This is a genomic window from Micromonospora sp. 067-2 (genome assembly GCF_046549295.1).
Taxonomy (GTDB): domain Bacteria; phylum Actinomycetota; class Actinomycetes; order Mycobacteriales; family Micromonosporaceae; genus Micromonospora.
Map to the genome: position 1 here is coordinate 382,104 of NZ_JAJPWB010000006.1, position 24,633 is coordinate 406,736.

Sequence of the window (24,633 nt, forward strand, 5' to 3'; positions counted from 1 at the left end):
CCGTGACCGAAGGACCGGCACAGTCATGAAGATCCTGCACACCTCGGACTGGCACGTCGGCAAGGTGCTCAAGGGGCAGTCCCGGGCCGAGGAACACACTGCCGTGCTGGCCGGCGTGATCGACATCGCCCGCGCCGAGCAGCCGGATCTGGTGATCGTCGCCGGCGACCTCTACGACACCGCCGCGCCCACCTCGGAGGCGACCCGGCTGGTCACCCGGGCGCTCACCGCGCTGCGTCGCACCGGCGCGGACGTGGTAGCGATCGGCGGCAACCACGACAACGGCCCGGCACTGGACGCGCTGCGACCCTGGGCGGAGGCCGCCGGCATCACGCTGCGTGGCGGCGTACGGGAAAACCCGGACGAGCACGTGATCGACGGCGTGACGGCCAGCGGCGAGCGGTGGCAGCTTGCCGCGCTGCCGTTCCTCTCCCAGCGGTACGCGGTACGCGCGTTGGAGATGTACGAGCTGACCGCCGCGGAGGCCAACCAGACCTACGCCGATCACCTGGGCCGGGTGCTGGGCCGGCTCACCGAGGGTTTCACCGAGCCGGACCGGGTGCACCTGGTCACCGCGCACGTGACCGTGACCGGCGCCTCCACCGGTGGCGGTGAGCGGGACGCGCACACCGTGCTCGGCTACGCCGTGCCGGCGACCGTCTTCCCGGCCACCGCGCACTACGTGGCGCTGGGCCACCTGCACCGGGCACAGCGGGTGATCGGCCCCTGCCCGGTGCGCTACAGCGGCAGCCCGCTCGCGGTCGACTTCGGCGAGCAGGAGAACGTCCCCTCGGTGACGATCGTCGAGGTGAGCGCCAGCACCGCCGCCCGGGTCCGGGAGGTGCCCGTCACGGCGGCGAGTGCGCTGCGCACCGTGCGGGGCACCCTGGCGCAGCTCGCCGAGGTCGAGGCACCGGACGCCTGGCTGCGCGTATTCGTACGGGAGCAACCCCGCGCCGGCCTGCGCGAGGAGGTCCAGGATCTGCTCCCCCGGGCGCTGGAGATCCGGATCGACCCGGAGTTGCTCGCCGCGCCGGGCAACGGCGCGCGCATCGCGCAGCGGTCGGGGCGCTCGCCGCGCGAGTTGTTCGCCGACTACCTGGACAGCCGAGGGCACGCCGACGAGGGCGTCCGGGACCTCTTCGACGAACTCTTCGAGGAGATCGATCACTGATGCGTCCGATGCGCTTGGACATGGCCGGCTTCACGGTCTTCCGGGACGACACCACCGTCGACTTCACCGACGCCGACTTCTTCGCCCTGATCGGCCCGACCGGCTCCGGTAAGTCCACGGTGCTGGACGCCATCTGCTTCGCCCTCTACGGCATGGTGCCCCGGTGGGGTGGCCCTCGGGGGCTGGCCAACGCCCTCGCGCCGTCGGCGACCGAGGCCCGTGTGCGGCTGGTGTTCGAGTCCGGCGGCGCCCGCTACGTGGCGACCCGGGTGGTCCGTCGGGACGGTCGGGGCAACGTCAAGACCGCGAACGCCGGGTTGCAGCTCATGCCGGCCGGGTTCGACGTGTCGAAGCTGGACACCGGGTTGAGCCCGGACGATCTCGGTGAGGTGGTGGCTGGCACCCCCGCCGAGATGGAGCAGGCGGTGCTGGAGGCGGTCGGGCTGCCGTACGAGCAGTTCACCAGTTGCGTGGTGCTGCCGCAGGGGCAGTTCGCCGACTTCCTGCACGCCAAGCCGGCGACCCGCCAGCAGATCCTGGTCAACCTGCTCGGCCTCGGCGTCTACGAGGACGTGCAGAAACGGGCGACGGCACGTGCCGCGCAGGCCGAGGCGCGTCTGGACGCGGTCGACCAGCTGTTGGCCGGGCTGACCGGCGTGGACGACGAGGCACTGGCCGAGGCCGACGCCCGGGTCGACCGGATGGCCGAGCTGGCCGCCGCGGTGACCGCCGCCGTGCCGGAGCTGGCGGCGGCCCGAGCCACCGCGGGGCAGGCTGCGGGCGCGCTGACCGCGCTCGACGACGAGCTGACCGTGTTGACCGGGGTGCGGGCTCCGCGTGGCGTGGCAGAGGTGGCCCGTGCGGTGACCGCGGCGCGGGCCGAGGCCGAGGCGGCTGCCACCGGCGTGTCGCTGGCCGAGGAGCGCGAGGAGAAGCTCCGTGGCGAGCTGACCGCTGCCGGGGACGAGAGCGCGCTGCGACTGCTGCTGCGGGCGTACGACGATCGGGACCGCCTGACCGGCGAGGCCGGGACGGTCCGCGCGACGGTGGGTGCGGCGAACGACGAGCACAGCGCGGCGATGGCCGCGCTGACCGCCGCCCGCGCGGATGCCGAGAGGGCCGACGTCGAGCTGCAGGCGGCCGTGCGGGCCTACGAGGAGGCGAAGACCCTCGACCTGGCCGTCAGCCTGCGGGTGCACCTGCACCCCGGCGCCGCCTGCCCGGTCTGCGAGCAGCCGGTGGACGAGGTGCCGGCGGTGCCGGCCGACTCGGCGGTGGCCGCCGCCACGGCGGCCGGCAAGGCGGCCCGCGCCGCCACCGAGGCCGCCCAGACGGTCGTGCAGCAGCGGGACGCGGCGGCGCGGAACCTGGAACGGCTGCTGGTGCAGGCCCGGGCACGGCAGGAGCAGATGGACGCCCGGCTCGCCGACCTCGACGGGCAGCTCGTGGGCGCGGGCGAGCCGGCCGTGCTCCGCCGGGAGTTGGCCGAGCACGCCCGGCTGCGGCGCGCACTGGACGAGGCGGCGACGGCCGTCCGGGCCGGCCGGGACAAGGCCCGCCACACCCGTGCCGGGGTGGACGCCGCCGAGGATCGGCTGCGGGCGACCTGGCGGGGCTTCGACACCGCTCGTGACGGGCTGGCCCGGTTCGGCCCGCCCGCGACGGACCGGGACGACGTCGCCACGGCGTGGACGGCGCTGACCGGCTGGGCGAGCGCCGAGGCGGAACGCCGCCGTGCCGACCGGGCCGACCGGGCTGTGGTCGTCGCCCGGGCCGAGGCGGCGGCCGACGCCGTGCAGCAGCACATCGCGGGCACCTTCGCCGCCGCCGACGTGCCGGTCGGGGACGACCCGGTCCACGCCGCGACGGTGGCCCTCGAGCGGGCCGACGCCGACCGACGCCGGCTGCGGGAGCGCCGTGAGCAGGCCGGGACGCTGCGCGAGCAACGCGCCGGGCACGAGCGGGACGTGCAGGTGGCCCGCGCGCTCGCCGGGCACCTGCGGGCCAACAACTTCGAGCGGTGGCTGCTGGCCGAGGCGTTGGATCTGCTGGTCGACGGCGCGTCGGGGATCCTGCGGGAGCTGTCCTCCGGGCAGTACGAGCTGGTGCACGACAAGGGCGAGTTCTTCGTGGTCGACCACCACGACGCCGGCCTGCGCCGGGGCGTGCGCACCCTCTCCGGCGGGGAGACGTTCCAGGCGTCGCTGGCATTGGCGCTGGCGCTCTCCGAGCAGCTGGCCGGGATGTCGACCACGGCGGCGAGCCTGGAGTCGATCGTCCTGGACGAGGGCTTCGGCACGCTGGACGCCGCCACCCTGGACACGGTGGCCGCGACCCTGGAAAACCTGGCCGCCCGGGGTGACCGGATGGTCGGCGTCGTGACGCACGTGCCGGCGCTGGCCGAGCGGATCCCGGTCCGCTTCGAGGTCCGCAAGGACGCCCGCTCGGCGCGCGTCGAACGGACCGGCCGGTGAGCGCGAGGAGTGCAGCGCAGCGGAGCCCCGCAGTCGCGAACGGAAGGCAGGCACCGGTGAGCGCGAGGAGTGCAGCGCAGCGGAGCCCCGCAGTCGCGAACGGAAGGCAGGCACCGGTGAGCGCGAGGAGTGCAGCGCAGCGGAGCCCCGCAGTCGCGAACGGAAGGTCAGGCCGGTGAGCGACGCGGCGTTCTTCGTCGACTCGTGGGATCCGGCGTACGGGGCGTCGTTCGAGGCGTCCGCCGCCGGGCCGGCCGCGCCGAGCAGCGCCCAGGTCGACGCGGACGTGGAGCTGCCCGCCGTCGACTGGCGGGCGATCGGGGTACGGCCGGGAGTGCGGGCGCCCGACGTGGTGCTGCTCGTCGACGGGGTGCGGCGGATCGACGCGAGCATCTGGACGGCCGAGGCCGACGGCGGGTCGTTTCCGGGGCTGGCCGCCTCGTACGCGGCGGGGGTGGTGCGCTGCGACCTGGGTCGGGGTGCCGCGCAGTTGGCCGGTACCCGGGTCGGTCGGGGGCTGTTCACCGCGAGCCCGTCGGCGCAGGACGTGGTGGCGGAGGCGATCCGCTACCCGGTGCACCGGGTGGGCGGCACGGGTGAGCTGGCCAAGTTGCCGGCCGCCGTGCAGGGGCCGCTGACCGCGCTGGAGGTGGCGGTCTCCGACGCCGCCCGGGTCGACGGCGATCTGCTGGTGGTGGACGGCCCGTTGCGTAGCCGCCGTCAGTTGCCTCGCACGCTCGGCTACATCAAGACCCAGCACAGTCAGTACCTCGACGCCCGGTTGACCGCCGTGGTGACCGGCCTGGCGTCCGGAGAGCGTTCGCCGGTGTTCCGGCTCGGTACGGCCTGGGGTGGCTGGTCGTGGTATCTGCGGCTGCCGGTGGCCCTGGGTGCGCCGTGGGCGGGCATCGTGCGGGTGGAGTGTTCCGCCGATCTGCCCGTCGAGGCGGCGATCGAGCTGGCGGACCTGTCGCTGGCGACCCTTCCCCGGTTCGCCTCGACGCCATACAAGGATCCGCGCGCCCCGCAGAACCTGGTTCCGATCGCGGGTCTGGAGCGTCGGCTGCGGGCGCTGCTCGGCGACTCACGGTTGCTGCACCGGGCACTGACCTCCGCGGCCCGTGCCGCCCGCTGAGCGCGGATACTGGTCGCGATGGGACGCAAACGGGCGGGCGACCGGGTGGTCGAGCAGGTGGACACCGGGCAGGCCGAGCTGGTGCCCGCATCGGACCGGCCGGGCTCGTGGACGCTGCTGCTGGACGGCGCGCCGCAGTCGCACGTCGACCTGACCGACCCCACCCACCTGGAGTTCGAGTACGTCCGGCGGCTGGCCGCCGCACTGGACCTGATCGCGCCCGCCGGCGAGCCGCTGCGGGTGTTGCACCTCGGCGGCGGCGCGCTGACCCTGCCCCGATACGTCTCCGCCACCCGGCCCGGCTCCACCCAGCGCGTGTCGGAGGTGGACGGCGCGTTGGTGGAGCTGGTCCGCCGGGTGCTGCCCTGGCCGGCCGACGCCCGACTGCGGGTCCGGGTCGAGGACGCCCGGGCCGTGCTGGCCGCCACCCGGGACGCCAGCTACGACGTGGTGGTCGCTGACGTCTTCGCCGGCGCGCGTACGCCGGCCCACCTCACGTCGGTGGAGTACGCCGCCGAGGTGGCCCGGGTGCTGCGCCCGGAGGGCTGGTACCTGGCGAACCTGGCCGATGGTCCGCCGCTGCGGCACGCCCGCGGGCAGGTGGCGACGGTCCGCGCGGTGCTGCCGCAGGCGTGCCTGGTGGGGGACGCGGCGGTGCTGCGTGGCCGGCGGTACGGCAACCTGGTGCTGGTGGCGGGCCGGATCACGCCCCCGGTGCCCGAGCTGACCAGGCGGTCGGCCGGCGACTGGTTTCCTGGTCGCGTGGTGGCCGGCGACGACCTGGATCGCTTCGTCGGCGGCGTGCCGGTGGTGCGGGACGCCGACGCCACGGGCTCCGACCCGCCGCCGCCGGGGCTGTTCTCCGTACGCCGCTGACCGGTCCGTCCGACGGGCTGGCGGAACTTTTTTCGCGGTTTGTTGATCCGCCCGGGGTGGCGCTGCGTACCACCGGGCGGCCCACCTCGTGGGCCTGCGTTGGGAACGGACACCCCGGAGGTCTGCATGCATGCGGTGGCGGCCGGTTGGCACGGCGATGCGGTTCGCGCGGACTGGTTGTCCTCGCGGTCATCGTCGAGGCCGACGACGTCTGCCCGCGGGGTCGACGCCATGACGACGTCTCGCCAGAATGGTCCGGTGACGCCGCGACCGGCGCCCGGACGCCATCAGGCGACGTCAACCGAGGCGAGCCACTCCGACCAGTTGATCCGCCTGCTCTACGCCGAGCACGCCGGTCCGCTGCTGATGTTCGTCATGCGGCTCACCGGGGGGGACCGGCAGCGCGCGGAGGACATCGTCCAGGAGACGCTGTTGCGGGCCTGGCGCAACGCGCACCGCCTGGGTGTGCAGGGGCAGGGTTCGTTGCGGCCGTGGCTGGTCACGGTGGCCCGCCGCATCGCCATCGACGAGCATCGCAGCCAGGAGGCCCGGCCGCCGGAGACGTACGACCGGGACCTGACCGCGTTCGCCGAGGCGGACAGCACCGACCGGGTGCTGCGCACGATGACGGTTGCGGACGCGCTGCGTACGCTGAGCCAGTCGCACCGCGAGATCCTGATCTCGACGTACTTCCGGGGGCGGACGGTGCCGGAGGCCGCCGAGGAGCTGGGGCTTCCACTGGGCACCGCCAAGTCGCGGGTCTACTACGCGCTGCGCGCGCTTCGCACGGCTCTGCAGGAGCGGGGGGTGACAGAATGAGCCGGCCAGATCACATGGACGTCGCCGCGTACGCGCTCGGCGTACTCGATGAGCAGGACACCGAGCGTTTCGAGGAGCATCTCGCGACCTGCTGGGCGTGCGCGGCCGAGCTGGAGACGATGGTGCCGGTCGTCGGGCTGCTCTCCGGCATCGACGGCGAGACGATGATGGCGTTGGAGCAGACCGCCACCGATCCCGCACTGCTGGACCGGACGCTGGTCGCGGTTCGGGCGGACCGGCGGCGCACCCGGTTTCGCCAGCTGCTCGCCACGGCGGCGGCGGTGGTGGTGTTCGGTGGCCTGACCGGGTTCGGCTTCGTCAGCGTGACCGACGACGGTTCGCCCGGGGTACTCGCCGAGTCGACGCCGAGCGCGCCGGCGATCGACCCGCCGACGAGTGTGCCGACTGCGGCGCCGACCGGCCCCGGGGTCGGCGGCAACGAGGAGGAGGGCGACCAACGCGACGCCACCGACCCGACCACCGGCGTGCAGACGACGATGTTCATGGTCAACCGGGACTACGGCACCCGGATCAACTTCAACCTGCGGAAGCTGCCCGGACCGCGGATCTGCCGGCTGCTGGTGGTGCGTAAGAACGGCTCCACCGAGGTGATCTCGACCTGGTCGGTGCCGCCGGGCGGTTACGGCACCAACACCCGGCCGCAGGGTCTCGAGCTGAGCGCCTCGACGTCGGCCCTGGTGGGCGACATCAAGCAGCTCCAGGTGCAGTCGGTGGACGGCAACGGGGTGGCCAGCCCGCTGGTCACCGTGCCGATGTAAGAATCGTCCCCCGCGTCGGCGCCGACCATTGTCACAATGGCCGGCGCCGATCTGTCGTGGTATCGAATTTCCTTCCGTGCTGTGCCCTACGGACAGGCACCCGGATCGGTTCAACCAACTCAAGTGAAATTGACCACTGTTACTACTTCAACCTTGACAGCCTGCCCGCCGTACCTATGGGTGAACTGCCAAGAATGAGGAGGGCACGTGGCACAGATGAAGCGGACCGTCATCGTCGCGAGCGCGATGGTCGCACTTACGGCCTGCGCTCCCGCGGGTTACGACGGGGCGAACTCGAGCGCGGCCGAGCCGGTCGCCGTCGCCGCGGCCGAGCCCACCGCGTCGGCTGAACCCGAGGCCTCGGCGTCCGCGGAGGCTCCGGTCGCCGATGCGCCGGCAGCGGACGCCGACCTGACCGAGCAGTTGATCAGCAAGAAGGTCGCCCGGATGGGCAACGTGGTCACCGACCAGGACGGCTGGATCCTGTACCGCTTCGACAAGGACACCGCCGACCCGTCCGCGTCGAACTGCGTCGACAAGTGCGCCCAGGTGTGGCCGCCGGCGCTGACCGACGGCAATGCGCAGCTGACCAACCTCTCCGACGACAAGGTCGGCAGTGTGACCCGGCAGGACGGTACCCGCCAGCTCACCATCGGCGGTTGGCCGGTCTACCGCTACATCGGCGACAAGAAGCCCGGCCAGTGGAAGGGCCAGGCCGTCGGCGGCACCTGGTTCGTGGTCGACCAGAACGGCAAGAAGAACCTGACCTGCCTGCCGACCAGCACGCCGAAGGCGGTCGCACCACCGGCGGACAGCGGCTCGAACGACGCCGGCGGCTCGGGTTACTCGTACTGAGCTCCGCTCGTCACGAAAGCACGGTGGTCGGTCGCAGCCGGGGAGGGCGCGACCGGCCACCGCCGTACGCGGGACGTCGGCACACCGGTGGTGCCGGCGTCCCGCCCCTGGCCAGGGCAGGGATGGCGGTACGGCGGACACCGGCTGCACCGGGGCACCTGGCAGAGTGGCAGGGGTGACCAACACCGAGCCCGCCGCGACCCGGGTGCTGCACCCGCCGGCCGGCTACCGGCTGGCCGCGTCGGTCCGCGCGCTGACGTTCAGCCCGTACGACCCGTGCGCCCGCATCGCCGCGGGCGCCTTCTGGTGGGCCACCCGCACCCCGGACGGGCCCGCCACACTGGCGCTGCGGCCGGCCGGCGGTGACCTGGTCGCCGAGGGCTACGGGCCGGGGGCCGCGCACGTGCTGGCCCGGGCGGACGGGATCGCCGGGCTCCGCGACGACCTGACCGGGTTCACCGAGTTGGCCGCGGCGCATCCTCTGGTCGCCCGGCTGGCCCGGGAGCACCGGGGCCTGCGGATGCCGGCCACCGGGCAGGTTTTTCCCCGGCTGCTGCGGGCGGTCTTCGAACAGAAGGTCACCGGCAAGGAGGCGTACCGGGCGTACGCGGCGATGGTGCGACACTTCCGCGAGCCGGCACCCGGTCCACTGCAGCCGCTGCTGCTACCGCCCGAGGCCGCCGCTATCGCCGCCACCCCGTACTGGGTGTTCCACCCGTTCGGGGTGGAACAGCGCCGGGCCGACACGTTGTGCCGCGTCGCCGCGCTCGCCGACCGGTTGGACCGCTGCACCGATGCCACCGAGGCCACCCGCCGGCTGACCGCTGTCGCCGGCATCGGGCCGTGGACCGCCGCCGAGGTGGTCCGGATCGCCTTCGGGGACCCGGACGCGGTCAGCGTCGGCGACTTCCACATTCCGAACACCGTGGCCTGGGCCCTCGCCGGCGAGCCGCGGGGCGACGACGCCCGGATGCTGGCCCTGCTGGAGCCGTTCCGGGGCCACCGCGGGCGGGTCTGTCTGCTGTTGGAGGCCGCCGGCATCCAGGCGCCGAAGTACGGCCCCCGAGCGCCGATCCGCTCGTTCGCCCGGTTCTGAGCGGCCGGGAGTCAGCGGCCGGCGCAGAGCCGGCGCAGGGTGCGGCCGAGCCACCAGGCGTACGCGTGCTGCACGACCCGGACGGCGGGCCCGCCGGCTCGGGTGAACCAGCGGTCCGGGCGGCTGAACGCGCGTACCTCGAACCAGACCGCGCCGGTGTCGTCGCGGCCGACCACGAACGCCTCCTCGCCCCGCTCCGGGTGACCGGGCAACGTCCCGTAGCCGAAGCCGGCGAGCCCCGGCGACTCCTCGCTCCAGACCACCCGGCAGGGCCCCCAGAGGCGGGCCGCCCCGATCCCCAGCCCGGCGGTCACCAGCACACCCTCGGTGGCCCGTGCGGCGTCGGTGCGTATCCGGACCCCGGCGGCGCGGTGCAGACGCCAGCTCAGCACCGCCTCGGCCGCGGTGTCGAAACAGCCGGCCGGCAGCGGGTACCGGTGTCGCAGGTGGTGGTACCCGCCGGGCAGCGGTCCGTGCCGGGTCCGGCCCACCTCCGGGTACGTCAGCTCGGCCACTGCTTCCCCTCCCCCTCGTGCGGACAGGGCCAGGGTACGGCCGCCACGGCCGGGCCGCCGGGCGACGACGGCGGCGGCTGTGATGTGCTGCAGTGATGAGCGTCGAGGCGAGCATCGTTCCGGCCGGCGTCGCGGACGCTGGCGAGATCCTCACCGTGCAGCGCGCCGCCTACCTGACCGAGGCGCAGCACTACAGCGATCCGTTCCTGCCGCCGTTGACCGAGACGCTGGACGAGCTGCGGGCGGTGCTGACCGGCCCGACCACCGTGCTGGCCGCTCGGCTGGGGCACCGGCTGGTCGGCTCGGTGCGCGCCCAGCTGGACGGCGACGTCGCGCACGTGGGGCGGCTCTCGGTCGCCCCGGACCAGCAGGGGCGGGGCGTCGGGGGACGGCTGCTCGCCGCGATCGAGGCGGCCTGCGCCGGCCGGGCGGCCCGCTTCACCCTGTTCACCGGCGCCGACAGCGTCGCAAACCTGCGGTTGTACCAGCGGCACGGCTACCAGATCGTCGCGCACCGGCCGGATGGGCACGGCATCCGGCTGGCGGTCCTGGAGAAGGCGGCGGAGGCCGCCCGAATCAGGCGGCTTCGCGCAGGTCGGCCAGGCTGAGCGGGGTACGCCGACGCAGCAGCTCGGCCAGCTCGGGCACCGACCCGACCTCGCCCAGCACGTTCTTTCCGCCGCCGAACCGCTCGGGATAGCGGCGGATCAGGCGGTACCGGTAGCGGCCCCGGATCAGCTCGACGCTGACCCGCCACCGCCCGCAGCAGTCACAGACCCACTCGGACATCTCGCGAAACTAGCTCTGACCTGCGGTTGTCTGATTCGCCCGCTCAGGACGAGCGGCGCGCCGGCGGACACGCAGCCCCGGCACCGACGGTGATCTGCCTCACGACTGTCGGCACCGTCTGGTTGACTGGTCGCCGTGGACCTGCCGATCAACCCTCCGGTCGAGCCGATGTTGGCAAAGAGCGTCCCCAAGCTGCCCACCACGCCCGGGGTGACCTACGAGCCCAAGTGGGACGGGTTCCGGTGCATCGTGTTCCGCGACGGCGACGAGGTCGAGCTGGCCAGCCGGGGCGGCAAGTCGATGACCCGCTACTTCCCCGAGGTGGTCGAGCAGGCCCGCCGGCAGCTGCCCGAGCGGTGCGCGGTCGACGGGGAGCTCATCGTGATCCGGCGGGACGGGCCGAGCGGGCAACCGCGGCTGGATTTCGAGCTGCTGGCGCAGCGCATCCACCCGGCCGCCTCCCGCGTGAAGCTGCTGGCCGAGACCACTCCGGCCGACTTCGTGGCCTTCGACCTGCTGGCCGTCGGCGACGAGGCCCTGGTCGACAAGCCCTACCCGCACCGCCGGGAGCGCCTGGTCGAGGCCCTGGCCGGGGTGCGGCCGCCCGTGCACGTCACCCAGGTCACCACCGACCCCGAGACCGCGCGCCGCTGGTTCGACGTCTTCGAGGGCGCCGGGCTGGACGGGTTGATCGTCAAGCCGGCGGACCTGCCCTACGAGCCGGGCAAGCGGCTGATGTTCAAGGTCAAGCACGCGCGCACCGCGGACGCGGTGGTCGCCGGCTTCCGCTGGCACAAGTCCGGCCCGGTGGTCGGCTCGCTGCTGCTGGGCCTCTACGACGACGCGGGTGTGCTGCACCACGTGGGCGTGAGCGCCTCGTTCAGCATGACCCGGCGGGCCGAGCTGCTCGACGAGCTGGCGCCGTATCGGGACACCGGCGGCGAGCACCCGTGGGTGCACGGCGACCATGAGCGCGGCCAACGCATCCCGGGCGGGGTGAGCCGGTGGACCGGCACCAAGAACCTGGAGTGGGAGCCGCTGCGCCCGGAGCTGGTCGTCGAGGTGGGCTACGACGCGATGGAGGGCGAACGTTTCCGGCACACCGCCCAGTTCGTCCGGTGGCGGCCCGACCGCGATCCCCGTTCCTGCGGCTACGACCAGCTCGACCGTCCGATCCGCTTCGACGTGGACCAGGTGCTGCGGGGCGACCCGGCGGCCACCGTGGTCCGGGACTCCACCGGCCCGGCGTAGCCTGGCCGTCGACCCGACTCCGGAGGACCACGTGACCCGCACCGCCGACCAACCTCGGATGGCGACCAGTCGCCGGGTCCGTCGTACGATCGTCGCCTTCGCCGTGGCCGCGCTGCTCACCGCGGGCTGCACTCTGCCGGCGTTCGCCCCACGCACCGAAGTGGAGGGTGCGGCGGCGCCGACCGGCAGCTCGCCGACCTGGCGGGCCTGCCCGGAGGTGGCTGACGAACTGGTCGGGCGGAGCGCACCGGACATGCGCTACGAGTGCGCCAAGATCGCCGTGCCGCGCGACTGGGGCACCGGTGGCGGGGCGACCGCCGGCCCGGGCGCGGGGCAGACCTTCGAGATCGCCCTGCTGCGGGCCCGGTCCACCAAACAGCGGGACCGGCTCGGCTCGCTGGTCGTCAACCCGGGCGGCCCCGGCGGCTCCGGCGTCGACACCGCCGTCTACCTCTCCTTCGGTTCCCAGTTCGGCGGGCTGCCCGCCGCGATCACGCAACGCTTCGACATCGTCGGCTTCGACCCGCGCGGCGTGTCCCGGTCCAGCCCGGTCAGGTGCATCTCCGACGCCGACCTGGATGCCAGCTTCGGCTACGACCCGGATCCGACCAGCCAGTCGGGGTTCGACGGCTTCGTGGGGCTGAGTCAGCGGATCGGGCGCGGCTGCGGCGACCGGTACGGCGACCAGTTGCCGCTCTACGCGACCGAGCAGGCCGCTCGGGACATGGACGCGGTCCGCGCCGCCGTCGGCGACGACAAGCTCACCTACCTGGGCTACTCGTACGGCACCCTGCTCGGCGCCACCTACGCCCAGCTCTATCCGCAGCGGGTGCGGGCGCTGGTGCTCGACGGCGCGGTCGATCCGAAGCAGGGGCTGGTGGCCGGCTCGGAGAGCCAGGCCCGCGGCTTCGAGCGGGCCTTCGACAACTTCACCCGCTGGTGCGCCGCGACCGCCGACCGCTGCCCGATCGCACCGGACGCGCGCGCGGCCGTCACCACGGCCATCGACAAGGCCAAGGTCTCCCCGGTACGCGGCGCGAACGGGCGGGAGGCGACCGCCGGCTGGATCTTCTACGCGGTCATTTCGTCGCTCTACACCGAGTCCGGCTGGCAGGAGCTGGCCGGTGCGATCGACCGGCTGGCCGACGGCGACCCGAAGGACGTGTTCCGGCTCGCCGACGCGTACGCCGGCCGGGAGAGCGACGGGCACTACTCGAACCTGTTCGACGCCAACCTCGCCATCAACTGTGCTGACGAGACCGAGAAGCCGAGCCGGGCGCAGATCCGCCAGTTGCAGTCGCAGTGGCGCACGAAATATCCCCTGTTCGGGCCGGCGCTGGCGGTCGGCCTGCTGAGTTGCGTCGAGTGGCCGGGCGCACGGGACCCGTACCCGACCGGTCAGGCCAACGGCGCGCCGCCGATCGTGGTGGTGGGCACCACCGGCGACCCGGCGACTCCGTACGAGCAGACCCCGCGGCTCGCCTCGATGCTGGGCGTCGGCCGGGTGCTCACCTGGGAGGGCGAGGGGCACACCGCGTACCCGCAGACCTCCTGCATCACCGTCGCGGTCGACGCCTACCTGATCGACCTGACCGTTCCCAGGGAGGGGCTCCGCTGCCCGGCCAAGTGACCGGCCGGGTCGGCGGCAGCGGCTAGCAGCTCGATTCCCTGCCGTGGCACCGACCCATGCGTGGCAGTCGCTGTGCCACGCTCACCGAATGACCGATGTGATCTACCGGGAGGCGGCCCGGCAGGACCTGCCTGCCCTTCTCGCCCTGCTCGCCGACGACGTCCTGGGCAAGGCCCGCGATGTCACCGAGGTTGACGATGCCTACGAGAGGGCGTTCGCGGCCATCACCGCCGATCCGCGCAACCAGCTGATCGTGGCCGAGCAGGACGACGAACTGGTCGGTTGCCTACAGATCACCTACATCCCGGGCCTCGGTCGGCACGGCTCCGAGCGGTCTCTGATCGAGTCGGTCCGGGTCCGCTCCGACCGACGCGGCCAGGGGCTGGGCCGGGACCTGATGACCTGGGCCATCGAACAGGCCCGGCAGCGCGGCTGCGCATTGGTGCAGCTCACCACCGACAAGTCCCGCCACGACGCCCACCGCTTCTACCTGGGCCTCGGCTTCGTGGCCAGCCACGAGGGAATGAAGCTCCCGCTCTGACCGCCAGCGGCCGAAGAATGAACGCTGACTCCGACGTTGGGCGGCACCGTCCCACCACTGCTCAGGCGCCCCGGGGCGAATGTCGCCAACGAGCCGGCGGTCGAGCGGGACCATTCCGCTAACCCATTCTGGAGCTGGAGTCGTCGACGAGCCGGCCCGCGGGCGGCACCATGCCACCACTGTTCGGACGCTGTGGAGCTGATGTCGTAGACGATTCAACGCCGCGCCCCACCCGCCCCGACGCCGGTCATCGCACCGACGTCAAGCGCCCGACGCTCGGAGCCCAACGCCCCACGCCCCACGCCCGGCCCAGCGAGGTCGTCAGCGGCTGACCGAACGCCCAACACCCGACGTCCAACGCCCAACGCCCGCGACCAACGCCCTCCCCGACCGACGCCCGCGCCCAACGCCCTCCCCGACCGACGCCCGCGACCAACGAGCAGCAACAGCAACAGCAACAGCAACAGCAACAGCAACACGCTCGCACACTGGCACGCGGCAGGGCAAAGACCGATCCGTTTACGACATCAGTTCCAAAGCATGCGCGCACCACCCCGCCACCCTCGCCGCCCCGCCACCCCGCTAACCCGGCAGCCGCGCAGCCGCCGCGCAGCCGCGACGAACAACGGCCCGCTCACGTAGGCAGACCCGCTGGGCAAGCAGACCCGGGCAGCGCACACCCGGGCAGCGCACACCCGGGCAGCGCACACCCGGGTGGAGCAGAACCGGGCGGAGCAGAACCGGGCAGAGCAGAACCGGGCGGAGCAGAACCGGGCGACGCAGACCTAGGAGGAGCAGACCTAAGGCGGGCAGCGGCCATTCAGCGATCGGAGAACAGGTCCGGCGGTGGTCAGGCGTCGACCAGGCGGCCGTCGCGCAGGGTGAGCACCCGGTCGGCGAGGTCGATCAGGGCCGGGTCGTGCGTGGCCACCAGCGCCGTCATGCCGCGGGCGTGCACCACCGCGCGCAGTAGGTCCATGATGGACCGTCCCGTCTCGAAGTCGAGCTGACCGGTGGGCTCGTCGGCGATGAGCAGGTCCGGTTCGTTGGCCAGCGCACGGGCCACCGCGACCCGCTGCTGCTGCCCGCCGGAGAGTTCGTACGGGCGCTGGGCCGCGTGCCCACCGAGGCCGACCAGCTCCAGCAGCACCGCAACCCGCTGCTCCCGTTCGGCGGCGGGCACCTGGGCCAGGCGCAGTGGGACGCCCACGTTCTCGGCGGCGGAAAGGATCGGCACCAGCCCGAACGTCTGGAACACGAACCCCACGGTGCCCCGGCGCAGCCGCAGCAGCTCCGCCTCGCCAGCCGTTGTCACCTCGTGCCCGGCGACCACCACCTGCCCGCTGCTCGGTCGATCCAGCCCGCCGATCACGTTCAACAGGGTGGTCTTGCCGGCACCGGAACGACCTCGTACGGCGACCAGCTCGCCCCGGTCGGCGCTGAACGAGACGTCCCGTACGGCGTGCACGGCGTGCTCGCCCCGGCCGAAGGTCCGGCTCACACCGCTGACCCGGACCACCTCGGCAGGGTCGGCCGCGGACACACCACCGAGCCCGGTCGTGCCGCTCACCACCATGTTCCGACGGCTCATTCCCCTGCCTCCCGTTCGTGCGAGGCCCGGTCACCGGGCCGTACCTGCACATGGTCGGGCTCCAGATCGAGCCGAACCCGCTCCTTCAACGAGAGCGCGTCGACGAACGCGGCCGGCAGTTGCATCCGACCGTTGCGGTCGAGCACCGCGTACTCCTCGCTGATCAACTCGGTGTTGCCGTCGGCGCCGACCCGCGCGGTCCGGCGTACCTCCGAGGCGGTCCGGCCGTCGCGGATCGCGACGGTCCGGCGGACCTGCGTGGCCACGGCCTGGTCGTGGGTGACCACGACGATGGTCACGCCCAGCTCGGCGTTGATGGTGCGCAGCGCCCCGAAGACCTCGGCGCCGGTAGCCTCGTCCAGCTCGCCGGTCGGCTCGTCGGCGAAGAGCACCTCCGGGTCGTTGGCGACCGCCACCGCCACGGCGCACCGCTGCTGCTCGCCGCCGCTGAGCTGCCCCGGCCGCCGATCCGCGCAGTAGCCCACGCCGACCATGTCGAGCAGCTCCCGGGCCCGCTCCCGACGGGCCTTGCGGCCACGTTTTCCGGCCAACTGCATCGGCAGTTCGACGTTCTCCAACGCGCTCAGGTACGGCAGCAGGTTGCGGCCGGTCTGCTGCCAGACGAACCCGACCAGCTCGCGCCGGTAGCTCAACCGCCGCTTCGCCGACAGCGAGAGCAGGTCGTAGTCGGCCACCCGGGCGATGCCGGCGGTCGGGGTATCCAGGCCGGAGAGGATGTTGAGCAGAGTCGACTTTCCCGAGCCGGAGGCACCGACGATCGCGACCAGCTCCCCCCGGTCGATGACCAGGTCGAGCCCCTGCAGGGCGACCACCTCCACCCCCTCGGTCTTGAAGATGCGCACCAGGCCGTCGCAGACGATGTGCCCGCGCAGGCGGTCCTGACCGCCGGCCCGCTCGGCGGCCCGTTGCGCGGCCCGCTGTTGCAGACCGGCCAGGTCGGGCGCCAGTGGAGTCTGGGTGGTAGCGGTCATCTCAGCTCTCCTCTCCGAGCCGGAGCACCTCGCCGAGGCGCAACCGGCGGTTGTTCAGGGCCTCGACGGCGACCGCGAAGCCGAGGGCGATCGCCCCGAGCGCGACCACGGCGGCGACCAGGCCAGGCTCGAAGGCCACCCGGACCGGCATGCCGCTGGTGAACGCGGACAGGCCGAGCACCGGGTTGAGCAGCAGCGGCAGCACCGCCCCGACCAGCGCGCCGGTCAGCACCGACACCCCGACCAGCGGGGCCAGTTCGACCAGCAGCAGCCCTCGCCACTGCCCGCGGGACAGGCCGAGGGTCCGCAGCCGGGACAGCACCTGGCCCCTGGCCCGCGCGCCGGCCAGCACGATGAACGCGACGGCCAGCAGCCCGAGCACGGTGCCACCGACCGCGCCAGCCACGAACCCGAAGGCCAGCACCCCGTTCGCGCCGCCGTCACCCAACTTCCGTCGGACGTCCGACCGGGTGGAGACCGTCACACCGGTCGGCCGTTCCCGGGCTGTCACCGACCCTGTCTGCTGGTAGCGCAGTTGTCCCTGGTCACCGGCCTGACGCAGCACGTCCGCGTTCAACCGGTCCCCGGCGACCAGCACGCCGGTCGGCACGGGCGTGGTGTTCCGCGCGGGCAGCGCCTGCCAGGGCAGGATGACGAACCGGTTGGTGTCCGTCGGCAGCAGTGGGAAGCTCTCCGCGGTGTCGGCGACCCGGAACTCGTACCGCTGGCCCTGCACCGAAGCGAAGGCCGAGCCGTTCAGCCCGTCGCGGGCCAGGTCGGCGGCGACGGCCGGGGAGACGACCGCGGGCAGCGGCCCCGCTTCGGCCCGGGCGGTACGCAGCGCGGATGACACCGGCAGGTCCACGCCGGACTCCCGCGTCACCGTGACCAACCCCGGCGCGTCGACCACGAGCACGGTCACCTGAGCGACCTGTGCGTCGGTGCCGAACTCGTCGGTGGCCAGCCGATCAGCCGGCTCGTTCAGCAACCGGGTGGCGGCACGGACCCCGGGCAGGCGGCCCACCTCGTCGATCGTGTCCGGGGCCAACCGTTCACCCCGGATCAGGGCGTCGGCCGGGACCGCCTGCTCGGCGGCCCGGTTCCGGCTGGCGTCGACACCGGCGGCGACCACGGCGCAGAACGCCGCGGTACCGATCGCCAGCACCACGACGACCAGCGGGGCCGCGACGGCGGACCGGCCGGCCCGCGCCGTCCCGAGGAAGGTCACGCTGCCGCGGGTCCGCGCCGCCAGGCGACTGACCAGCAACAACGGCCAGGGGTACGCGCGCAGCGCGAGCACCGCCGCGGCGACCGCGAGCAGCACGGGCACCGACACCAGCAGCGGATCCACCTCACCGAGGGTGAGTCCGCGTCGACGGAGCAGCACCGTGGCGAGCCCGGCCAGCAGCAGCAGGAACACCTCCACGGTGAGTCGGCGGGCCGACGGGCGCACCCGGACCAGGTCACGGCGGGCATCCCCGCTGCCCGGCAGGGCCAGTGTGGCCAGCGGCAGCGCCAGGGTGACCAGCACGGTCGCCGCGATGGCGTACGGCGCGGTCGGGTCCGGCGCACCGGGGAACAGGGTGCCCAGCCACCAGCCAAGGACGGCGGCGACGGGTACCACCAGCAGCGACTCGGCGAGACTGCGCCGGGCGCCTGTGGTGGCCGCTCCCCCACGGGCGCGCAGCAGCGCGAACTCAGTGCGGCGCCGTCGGGCGGCGAGGATCGCCGCGAGCACGATCAGCCCGGCCAGGGTGGCCAGCACGCCCGCCGAGATCACCGCCAGCAGGGTCCGGGCCGAGTTCAGCTGGGCGGCGAACGCACGCAGCGGGACGTCGACGCCCTGGGTCAGTGTGAGCGGGGGCGTGACGTCGCGTTGCATCACCTGCAGGCCGTCGATCAGCTGATTCAGCTGGCGCGCATCGATCCGGTCGACGCCCAGCCGGTAACGCCAGTCGGATCGCACCGGCCAACCGGCCGCGGCCCGCTTGTCGATGGTGACGTTGGCGGTCACACCCACGGCAGTGAACGGCTCGCCGTCGCCCAGCGGTGCGACGACCCGCAGCAGTGGTGGCAGTCCGTCCCAGATGCCGTCCTCGCGGTCCACGGGGCGGAACAGCCCGACCACCACGACCGGGGCCGCCCTGGTGATGCCGGTCTGCGTGGCCTCGCCGATCTGCAGTCGGCTGCCGGTCCGCAGGTTGAGCTTGCGGGCCACGTCGGCGTCGAGCGCCACCTCGATCGGCCGGTCCGGGACGTACGTCTCGCTCGGCCACGACCCCTCGACGAGGGTGCTGGCCTCCTGGACGCCCGGCACGGCCCGCAGGCCCAGGTCGACGAGCAGGTTGCGCGCCTTCAGATCGGGGCCGACCAGTCGGGCCGACGGGGCTTCCACGCTGTACCACCGCTGGGCCACCGCCGAGCGCACCTTCGGCGGCATCTGCTCGGCCAAGGCGTCGAACTGCCCTCGGGCGCCGCCCATGGCCGACTTCCTGGACTCGATCACCATCACGCCGGAGGTGTACGAGAGGTCCCGGCGGGCGGCCGGCTCACTGTTGAGCTGCGCCCGCAGGCCCTGTTCGCCGAGCCGGTTGACCAGGCGGGGCACTCCGCTGACCAGCAGCATGACCACCAGTGTCAGCACCGCCAGGAGCAGGAACTGCCCGCCGTACGCCCGGACCCGCCGGACGGCCGCACCGATGCTCATCGGGTACTCCCCCGTCGTGCCCGGTCACCGGGTCGCACATCGCGCCCCCTCATCGTTCTCCCCCGATCCGCAGCTGCACCGCCGCCACCCGCTGCCGGATGCCGGTGGCGATGAACGCGCTGCTGGCGAGCGCCGCCAGCAGCAGACCGACCGCGGTCGCGCCGACCGGCACCCAGGGCAGCTCGAAGGTCGCCGGGGGCACCGGGCGGCCGGCGGCCGGGGTGAGCACGACCAGCGGGGCCATGGTGGCCCCCACCGCGGCCCCGAGCAGCAGCCCGACCCCCACGCCGATGCCCGCGAGGAACGTCTGTTCGGCGAGCAACGCCCGGGCCAGCAGCCGGGGCGTGGCACCGAGGGTGTGCAGCACCGCGAACTCACCCAGCCGGTGCCGGGCGGTGGCCCACACATCCACCAGAAGACCGACCAGGGCGAGCAGCACCGCACCGAGCGCCGCCGCGAGCATCCCGGTGCGGGAACCCTGCCAGTACGGGTCCTCTGCGGCCGACTCGATCACCGTCGCCCGCTCGAGCACGGTGACCCCGGGCAGTGCACTGGCCGACTGGGCTGCGGCCGCCGCGTCGTCGGTGCCGACCCACCACTCCGACACCGAGCGGACGGTGCCGCCGGCCTTGATCAGCGCGTCGACCGCGCCGGGCAGGTCCAGCAGAACGCCCTCCCCGGTGGTGGTCGGCACCGACGTCAGCTCTCCGACCAGCGTGACCGGCACCGACGCTCCCGAGAGTGCCAGCGTGGCGGTGTCGCCCGTACGCATGCTCAGCGCCTCGCGAACCCGAGGGGTCATCAGCACCGGGGCCGGCGCGACCTGCCCGCCCGGCACGATGGCGAACCGGGTCGACGGCTGGTAGGCGTACTGACCGCCTGGAATCAGCTCCATAGGCAGTTGGGCGGTGACCCCGGTGGGGCTCGACTCGGCCGGCCGGGATGGTTGCCCCGCTGTCCTCACCACCCAGTCACCGGTCAGCTCCGCCGGCCGGGCCGAACCGTCCGCGCCGACCACCGCCAGGCGATCCACCTGGAGGCGGTACGACGTGCCGGAGGCCGGCCCACCGTCGGCCTCGAACCCGGCCACCCGCAGCCGCGCCCCGCCCACGTCGGGCAGCTGCACGCTGAACGCCGTGGCCTGACCGTCGCTGGGAGCGTCGACCGCCGGCAGCCGGAAGGCGAGCCCGTCCGCGCTGGTCACCAGCAGTGTCACCGCGACCCGGTGCGGTCGGACGGCCCTGGTCACCGGGGTGCGGACCGTCCCGCTGACCGCACGACTGCCAGCGGGTAGTTCGAGGCCGGCGGGGGTGCCCCGGGCCGCGACCATTCGCCGATACTGGTCCGCCACTCCTCCGTCGCTGAGCCGGTCGGCGAGCCGGACGACACCGGCCGCGTTGGCGGGGTCGAGGCCGATCACCGTCACCGGCAGATCGCCCCGCCCGACCCGGACCTCGTCGCGCCACGCCGGCAACGCCCGGTGCACGCCCGGCAGCGCGGTGATCTGGGCGGCCCTGTTCGGCGGGGCGGAGCCGTTGCGCTCGGTGACCCGCAGGTCGGCGCCGACAGAGTGGTTGGCCTGCTCGACCTGGGACCGCTCCCCCGTGCTGATCAGCGACCAGGCCAGGGTGCTGCCGCCCACGGCGAGGGCGAGCAACAGCACCGGACCCGCGTGTGGACGTCGGCCGGCCTGCCACATCCCGAGCATGGTGGCCGTCCAGGGACGCCGGTCGACGAACCGCTCGGCGAACCGGGTGAGTGGCGGGAGCACCCGCAGTGCCACGACGGCGCCAGCCAGCACGCCGAGCGTCGGGGCGGCGACCAGCAGCGGGTCGATCCCGAGCCGGCCACCGGAGCCGGCCAGCGGAGAGGCGTACCGGCGCAGCTGCACCCAGGCGAGCAGTGCCAGCACCACCAGCACCAGGTCGATGCTGGTCCGCTGGACGCTCGCGGCCCGGTTCGGCCGGGACCGGGCGGCCATGTCGGCCACGTACGTGCCCGCGCCGCGCAGCGTCGGCGCGACCATGGCCACCAGGCAGCCGGCGGCGGTTGCCGCGGCCGCCGCCCAGATGAGCGTGGTGTTGCCACCGGCGGAGAGGTCGTCCGACCCGCCGGGCCGGACGTACCGCAGCGCCTCCGCGGCGATCACCGGGCCGAGCAGGGCGGCGGGGGCGACCACCAGGGTGGCTTCGCGGGCGGCCAGCCCGGCCAACTGTCTGCGGGCTGCGCCGCGGGCGCGCAACAGCGCGGTCTGCGGGCGGCGGTCCTCGTGCAGCAGGGCGGCGACCAGCACCAGCGCGTACCCGCCGAGCACCAGGATGAGCAGCAGCGGGGTGGCCAGCGCGGAGCGGCCCACCAGGTCGGCGCGGCCGATCCGGTCCAGCAGCCGTTCCATCTTCGTCGCCGTCTGCCCCGAGGTGCCCAGTTGGGCGACCTCGGGCACCGCCGCGGCGGCCGTTGTGATGGCCACTCGTACGGCGGGCAGGCGGGCGGCGTCGACGCTGGCGAGGTCCGGTTCGGCCAGCCAGGACGCGGACACCGCGCCGGGGAAGATGGTCGCGAAGTCGGCGGGGTCCAGAGCGAACGGCCCCAACGAGGTGTCGGAGCCGGCGCTGCCCGTGCCCACCCCGGGGGCCAGCAGCCAGTACGCGGCGTCGGGGTCGCGGGGCCGCCAGGTGCCGGAGAGCACCACCTCGCCGGCCCGCTCGGTGGATCGGTCGCGTAGGCGGATCCGTTCCCCGGTGGTCAGACCCAGTGCTGCGGCAACCCGCTCCGGCAGGGTCACCTGGACCGGATTCGCGCCGGAAATCGGCCACGCCCCGCTGGTCAGGTCGGCGTTCCCGGCCAGGTCGTCGAAGGTGGCCAGGTTCGCAAAGATCGGTTCGTCGCGGGTGCGGGGCACCGACCCGAGGTCGTCGGTCAACTCCCGGCCCGTGCCGTACCGGGCTGCGACGACGGTGACCGGAAGGCCGGCGAGGCCGCCGGCGAACTCGGCCCGGACCGCCCTGTCCCGCGTGACGAACTCGGCGGCGTCGCGCCCGCCGGAGCCGCTGACCAGTAGGCCGCGCTCCTCGGCCGGCGAGGCCGCCACCAGCGCCCGCTGCCCGGCGTCCACCGCCCGACGGTTGTAGTCGGACAGACCGGTGACCAGAGCGACGGCGACCAGAGCGGCGATCACCGCGGCTACCAGCAGACCCCGCGCCTCGCGGGCCCGCCTCCACACCAGCTTCATCCGACGCCTCCCCTGGCCCTGACGGGCCGACGACCTTCAAGACAGGTCACCCACCGGGAAAGGTTCGCGTCCGTTACTTGATCGTTACTCCCTCGTCGGCCAGCTCAACCCGGCTCGGTCGATCGCTGCCCGCAGCTGCACCGCGAACCGGGCGACGCTGCCGTCGAGCGCGGCCAACTCCGCCGGCCCCAGCACCGTCACCACGCCCCCGTCGGTCCGCGCCAGCACACACGGGGTACGGCCGTCGCTGGCAGCGCGGATATCGGGACCGCGCTCGTTGAGGTGCACCAGGTCGAACGGCACGTCGAGCTGCCCGGCCAGGGCCCGCCACTCGCGCTTGCGTCCCGCCGCGTGGTGGGTCACGTCGCAGAGGGCACACTCGGCGGTGCCCCGGGCCTTGCCGATGAGATACGCCAGCTCGCCCCGGAGGCCGCCGTCTGCGTGGTAGACACCGACGAGCCCTCGGATCACGGTGGTGGGGTCCATGTGAGCCAGTGTGCGCGACGGCATCTGCCACCGACCCCTCCCGGCCGTGGCCGTCGCACCGCTACCTGCCGCGCCGCACGAGCCGTACGCCGACAGCGACCGCGCCGATGACGAGCGCGGCGCCCAGGAATTGCAGGCCCGGCGAGTCGTCGGCCTCCCCGGCGACGACGCCGGCGACGCCGAGAGCGACGGCGAGGACGGCGACGGCCGCGAGGGCGTACCTCATAGGTTTTCTTCCTCGACCCACTCGAGCAGGTCGCCGGGCTGGCAGTCGAGCACCCGGCACATCGCTTCGAGGGTGCTGAAGCGGACGGCCTTGGCGCGGCCGTTCTTGAGCACCGCCACGTTGGCCGGCGTGAGCCCGACGCGCTCGGCGAACTCACCGACGCTCATCTTGCGTTTGGCCAACTCGACGTCGATGCGGACGACGATGGGCATCAGATCACCGCTTCCATGTCGGCGCGCAGCGTGGTGGCCTGCCGCAGCAGCGCCCGCATCACCACCATGAGGAGCCCCAACACGGTGACGCCCGTCAACATCAGGAACAGCAGGAGCGGTAGCCCCGGGTCGTCGGCGTTGAACCCGACGTAGAGGAAGACGCCCACGAGCACCACCCACGCGGCAGCGATGGCCCAGACGATCGCGTCCACCCACTTCAGTGACACATCGGTGAAGATGCGGTCGGCCTTGACCAGGCTGAGCAGTTTCCAGGTGGCCACGATCACCACCTGCACACACAGCACCCAGAACACCGTCACGATGGTCGCCGGCCACCGGAGGTAGGCGGAGTCCGGGGACCCCTCGGCCATGTGGGCAAACTGCCCGGGCAGCGAGAGAGTCTGGAACAGAACCAGGATCCCGAACAGCAACACGAGGAAGACCTTGAGAGCGGGCACCGCTCGACGTTCGACAGCCATGCATCGAGTCTCATTCACTACCTATCGAAAGTCAATCGGTTCGTCGAAGGCCTCGTACGCACGTTCTCGCGGCTGCCACCGCCCGGCACATCGATCGGAAACTCGACGCCTTCAACCGTGGGCTCACCGCGCCCGCTGGTCACCATCACCAGCGATGCGACGGCCGGCATGAGGTGTTGTTTCCACGAGAAGCTCCCCGTGAGACAGTCGGGTGATGTTGCGGGGACGGCTACTGACCGAGAGCCTGCGCGTTGGTGCCGACGTGCGCCTACCTTCGCTACGCGTCGTGAGGCTCGGCCGACAGGACGTATCGAGGTCAACGTCGGCTGACCAGCCGGATGTCTGGACCTTCCTGGATTTCGAGGCACCCGACGACCTGGCCGACGACCTGGCAGCGGCGCTGGCGGAATCCCTGGCCGGCGATCAAGGCTGGTACGCGGACTTCGAGGTCGGCGATGATCACGTCGTCGTCTTCCCCGGTCGCGTGTTCCGCTACACCAAAGGCGATCGCGCGGGGAGAGACGCCGCCGTGGAGTACGGCCGCACCCTCGGCGTGCCCAGCCACCAACTCGACTGGGGCGAATGAGCATCGCGACTGACTGATAGTCATCGATGGATTGGTAGAGGTACGACAGGCGGACGGAACGCGGCATAGCACTGCCGCCGGCACGACATTCACTGCCGTCAGCACGACATGCACTGCTTCGGCGACCATCCCGTCGCCCCGCCGAACCGTCGTCCCCCGCCATCCCGTCGCCCTCTGTCTGAAGGATC

The 24,633-nt window shown here is 73.1% G+C and carries 23 protein-coding genes; 13 read left to right on the forward strand and 10 right to left on the reverse strand.

Annotated elements, in window-relative coordinates; translation table 11 throughout:
* The first annotated feature begins 25 nt into the window (after nt 1-25).
* The 8 genes from ACLJN9_RS17110 to ACLJN9_RS17145 all read left to right on the forward strand — a co-directional run bounded on the left by ACLJN9_RS17110 (nt 26) and on the right by ACLJN9_RS17145 (nt 9,208).
* Nucleotides 26-1,174, forward strand: coding sequence for an exonuclease SbcCD subunit D (locus ACLJN9_RS17110; RefSeq protein ID WP_410812340.1), 1,149 nt, complete (start codon nt 26-28; stop codon nt 1,172-1,174).
* Nucleotides 1,174-3,648, forward strand: a complete 2,475-nt coding sequence (locus ACLJN9_RS17115; RefSeq protein WP_410812341.1) for an AAA family ATPase — start codon at nt 1,174-1,176, stop codon at nt 3,646-3,648. The genes ACLJN9_RS17110 and ACLJN9_RS17115 overlap by 1 nt, the downstream gene beginning before the upstream one ends.
* A gap of 175 nt (nt 3,649-3,823) precedes the next feature.
* Nucleotides 3,824-4,783: a hypothetical protein gene (locus ACLJN9_RS17120; protein WP_410812342.1), complete on the forward strand. Its 960-nt coding sequence runs from the start codon at nt 3,824-3,826 to the stop codon at nt 4,781-4,783.
* A gap of 18 nt (nt 4,784-4,801) precedes the next feature.
* The gene (locus tag ACLJN9_RS17125; protein WP_410812343.1) at nt 4,802-5,659 is read left to right on the forward strand and encodes a spermidine synthase; all 858 of its coding nucleotides are present in this window, start codon (nt 4,802-4,804) and stop codon (nt 5,657-5,659) included.
* Between the two features lie 126 nt (nt 5,660-5,785).
* Complete coding sequence (locus ACLJN9_RS17130; RefSeq protein ID WP_410812345.1) at nt 5,786-6,478, forward strand: sigma-70 family RNA polymerase sigma factor; 693 nt, start codon at nt 5,786-5,788, stop codon at nt 6,476-6,478.
* Complete coding sequence (locus tag ACLJN9_RS17135; protein ID WP_410812346.1) at nt 6,475-7,257, forward strand: anti-sigma factor family protein; 783 nt, start codon at nt 6,475-6,477, stop codon at nt 7,255-7,257. The genes ACLJN9_RS17130 and ACLJN9_RS17135 overlap by 4 nt, the downstream gene beginning before the upstream one ends.
* A 207-nt stretch (nt 7,258-7,464) precedes the next feature.
* Nucleotides 7,465-8,112, forward strand: a complete 648-nt coding sequence (locus ACLJN9_RS17140; protein WP_410812347.1) for a hypothetical protein — start codon at nt 7,465-7,467, stop codon at nt 8,110-8,112.
* A gap of 175 nt (nt 8,113-8,287) precedes the next feature.
* Complete coding sequence (locus ACLJN9_RS17145) at nt 8,288-9,208, forward strand: DNA-3-methyladenine glycosylase family protein (protein WP_410812348.1); 921 nt, start codon at nt 8,288-8,290, stop codon at nt 9,206-9,208.
* Between the two features lie 11 nt (nt 9,209-9,219).
* On the opposite strand, the gene ACLJN9_RS17150 is transcribed toward ACLJN9_RS17145, so the two are convergent.
* A complete protein-coding gene (locus tag ACLJN9_RS17150; protein WP_410812349.1) occupies nt 9,220-9,723 on the reverse strand; it encodes a DUF1990 family protein in 504 nt (167 codons plus the stop codon).
* A gap of 95 nt (nt 9,724-9,818) precedes the next feature.
* Here ACLJN9_RS17150 and ACLJN9_RS17155 point away from each other — a divergent pair, with 95 nt between their 5' ends.
* Nucleotides 9,819-10,331 carry a GNAT family N-acetyltransferase gene (locus ACLJN9_RS17155; protein WP_410812350.1) on the forward strand — a complete coding sequence of 171 codons (513 nt, stop codon included), beginning with the start codon at nt 9,819-9,821 and terminating at the stop codon, nt 10,329-10,331.
* On the opposite strand, the gene ACLJN9_RS17160 is transcribed toward ACLJN9_RS17155, so the two are convergent.
* A complete protein-coding gene (locus ACLJN9_RS17160; protein WP_410812351.1) occupies nt 10,300-10,512 on the reverse strand; it encodes a hypothetical protein in 213 nt (70 codons plus the stop codon). The two genes, ACLJN9_RS17155 and ACLJN9_RS17160, sit on opposite strands and share 32 nt — an antisense overlap.
* Nucleotides 10,513-10,647: 135 nt before the next feature.
* Between ACLJN9_RS17160 and ACLJN9_RS17165 the strand changes: the two genes are divergently transcribed.
* The 3 genes from ACLJN9_RS17165 (at nt 10,648) to ACLJN9_RS17175 (ending at nt 13,934) form a co-directional block, all read left to right on the forward strand.
* Nucleotides 10,648-11,763 carry an ATP-dependent DNA ligase gene (locus ACLJN9_RS17165; protein WP_410812353.1) on the forward strand — a complete coding sequence of 372 codons (1,116 nt, stop codon included), beginning with the start codon at nt 10,648-10,650 and terminating at the stop codon, nt 11,761-11,763.
* Between the two features lie 58 nt (nt 11,764-11,821).
* A complete protein-coding gene (locus ACLJN9_RS17170; RefSeq protein WP_410812485.1) occupies nt 11,822-13,393 on the forward strand; it encodes an alpha/beta hydrolase in 1,572 nt (523 codons plus the stop codon).
* Nucleotides 13,394-13,481: 88 nt separating this feature from the next.
* Nucleotides 13,482-13,934, forward strand: coding sequence for a GNAT family N-acetyltransferase (locus ACLJN9_RS17175; RefSeq protein WP_410812355.1), 453 nt, complete (start codon nt 13,482-13,484; stop codon nt 13,932-13,934).
* An 850-nt stretch (nt 13,935-14,784) separates the two neighbouring features.
* On the opposite strand, the gene ACLJN9_RS17180 is transcribed toward ACLJN9_RS17175, so the two are convergent.
* The 8 genes from ACLJN9_RS17180 to ACLJN9_RS17215 all read right to left on the reverse strand — a co-directional run bounded on the left by ACLJN9_RS17180 (nt 14,785) and on the right by ACLJN9_RS17215 (nt 23,859).
* Nucleotides 14,785-15,510 (reverse strand): ABC transporter ATP-binding protein, encoded by a 726-nt coding sequence (locus ACLJN9_RS17180; protein WP_410812487.1) that lies wholly within the window; start codon nt 15,508-15,510, stop codon nt 14,785-14,787.
* 11 nt (nt 15,511-15,521) lie between these two features.
* Entirely contained in the window at nt 15,522-16,517 is a 996-nt protein-coding gene (locus tag ACLJN9_RS17185) for an ABC transporter ATP-binding protein (RefSeq protein ID WP_410812356.1), read from the reverse strand.
* Nucleotide 16,518: 1 nt separating this feature from the next.
* Entirely contained in the window at nt 16,519-19,224 is a 2,706-nt protein-coding gene (locus ACLJN9_RS17190; protein ID WP_410812357.1) for a hypothetical protein, read from the reverse strand.
* Between the two features lie 49 nt (nt 19,225-19,273).
* Nucleotides 19,274-22,456, reverse strand: coding sequence for an FtsX-like permease family protein (locus tag ACLJN9_RS17195; protein ID WP_410812358.1), 3,183 nt, complete (start codon nt 22,454-22,456; stop codon nt 19,274-19,276).
* Between the two features lie 84 nt (nt 22,457-22,540).
* Nucleotides 22,541-22,942 carry a hypothetical protein gene (locus ACLJN9_RS17200; protein ID WP_410812359.1) on the reverse strand — a complete coding sequence of 134 codons (402 nt, stop codon included), beginning with the start codon at nt 22,940-22,942 and terminating at the stop codon, nt 22,541-22,543.
* A 61-nt stretch (nt 22,943-23,003) separates the two neighbouring features.
* Nucleotides 23,004-23,168 carry a hypothetical protein gene (locus tag ACLJN9_RS17205; protein ID WP_410812360.1) on the reverse strand — a complete coding sequence of 55 codons (165 nt, stop codon included), beginning with the start codon at nt 23,166-23,168 and terminating at the stop codon, nt 23,004-23,006.
* Entirely contained in the window at nt 23,165-23,380 is a 216-nt protein-coding gene (locus tag ACLJN9_RS17210) for a helix-turn-helix domain-containing protein (RefSeq protein ID WP_410812361.1), read from the reverse strand. Before ACLJN9_RS17210 ends, ACLJN9_RS17205 begins: the two co-directional genes overlap by 4 nt.
* Complete coding sequence (locus ACLJN9_RS17215; RefSeq protein ID WP_410812363.1) at nt 23,380-23,859, reverse strand: DUF2975 domain-containing protein; 480 nt, start codon at nt 23,857-23,859, stop codon at nt 23,380-23,382. Before ACLJN9_RS17215 ends, ACLJN9_RS17210 begins: the two co-directional genes overlap by 1 nt.
* A 214-nt stretch (nt 23,860-24,073) precedes the next feature.
* Here ACLJN9_RS17215 and ACLJN9_RS17220 point away from each other — a divergent pair, with 214 nt between their 5' ends.
* Nucleotides 24,074-24,445: a hypothetical protein gene (locus ACLJN9_RS17220; protein ID WP_410812364.1), complete on the forward strand. Its 372-nt coding sequence runs from the start codon at nt 24,074-24,076 to the stop codon at nt 24,443-24,445.
* The last annotated feature ends 188 nt before the right edge of the window (nt 24,446-24,633 follow it).

Excerpts from the sequence above, each read along its gene's own strand:
- ACLJN9_RS17210 (WP_410812361.1), bottom strand. The coding sequence starts at position 23,380 with ATGCCCATCGTCGTCCGCATCGACGTCGAGTTGGCCAAACGCAAGATG.
- ACLJN9_RS17155 (WP_410812350.1), top strand. The coding sequence starts at position 9,819 with ATGAGCGTCGAGGCGAGCATCGTTCCGGCCGGCGTCGCGGACGCTGGC.
- ACLJN9_RS17125 (WP_410812343.1), top strand. The coding sequence starts at position 4,802 with ATGGGACGCAAACGGGCGGGCGACCGGGTGGTCGAGCAGGTGGACACC.
- ACLJN9_RS17185 (WP_410812356.1), bottom strand. The coding sequence starts at position 16,517 with ATGACCGCTACCACCCAGACTCCACTGGCGCCCGACCTGGCCGGTCTG.
- ACLJN9_RS17180 (WP_410812487.1), bottom strand. The coding sequence starts at position 15,510 with ATGGTGGTGAGCGGCACGACCGGGCTCGGTGGTGTGTCCGCGGCCGAC.
- ACLJN9_RS17115 (WP_410812341.1), top strand. The coding sequence starts at position 1,174 with ATGCGTCCGATGCGCTTGGACATGGCCGGCTTCACGGTCTTCCGGGAC.
- ACLJN9_RS17195 (WP_410812358.1), bottom strand. The coding sequence starts at position 22,456 with ATGAAGCTGGTGTGGAGGCGGGCCCGCGAGGCGCGGGGTCTGCTGGTA.
- ACLJN9_RS17135 (WP_410812346.1), top strand. The coding sequence starts at position 6,475 with ATGAGCCGGCCAGATCACATGGACGTCGCCGCGTACGCGCTCGGCGTA.
- ACLJN9_RS17170 (WP_410812485.1), top strand. The coding sequence starts at position 11,822 with ATGGCGACCAGTCGCCGGGTCCGTCGTACGATCGTCGCCTTCGCCGTG.
- ACLJN9_RS17175 (WP_410812355.1), top strand. The coding sequence starts at position 13,482 with ATGACCGATGTGATCTACCGGGAGGCGGCCCGGCAGGACCTGCCTGCC.
- ACLJN9_RS17215 (WP_410812363.1), bottom strand. The coding sequence starts at position 23,859 with ATGGCTGTCGAACGTCGAGCGGTGCCCGCTCTCAAGGTCTTCCTCGTG.
- ACLJN9_RS17110 (WP_410812340.1), top strand. The coding sequence starts at position 26 with ATGAAGATCCTGCACACCTCGGACTGGCACGTCGGCAAGGTGCTCAAG.
- ACLJN9_RS17130 (WP_410812345.1), top strand. The coding sequence starts at position 5,786 with ATGCATGCGGTGGCGGCCGGTTGGCACGGCGATGCGGTTCGCGCGGAC.
- ACLJN9_RS17160 (WP_410812351.1), bottom strand. The coding sequence starts at position 10,512 with ATGTCCGAGTGGGTCTGTGACTGCTGCGGGCGGTGGCGGGTCAGCGTC.
- ACLJN9_RS17190 (WP_410812357.1), bottom strand. The coding sequence starts at position 19,224 with ATGAGCATCGGTGCGGCCGTCCGGCGGGTCCGGGCGTACGGCGGGCAG.
- ACLJN9_RS17220 (WP_410812364.1), top strand. The coding sequence starts at position 24,074 with ATGTTGCGGGGACGGCTACTGACCGAGAGCCTGCGCGTTGGTGCCGAC.
- ACLJN9_RS17205 (WP_410812360.1), bottom strand. The coding sequence starts at position 23,168 with ATGAGGTACGCCCTCGCGGCCGTCGCCGTCCTCGCCGTCGCTCTCGGC.
- ACLJN9_RS17200 (WP_410812359.1), bottom strand. The coding sequence starts at position 22,942 with ATGGACCCCACCACCGTGATCCGAGGGCTCGTCGGTGTCTACCACGCA.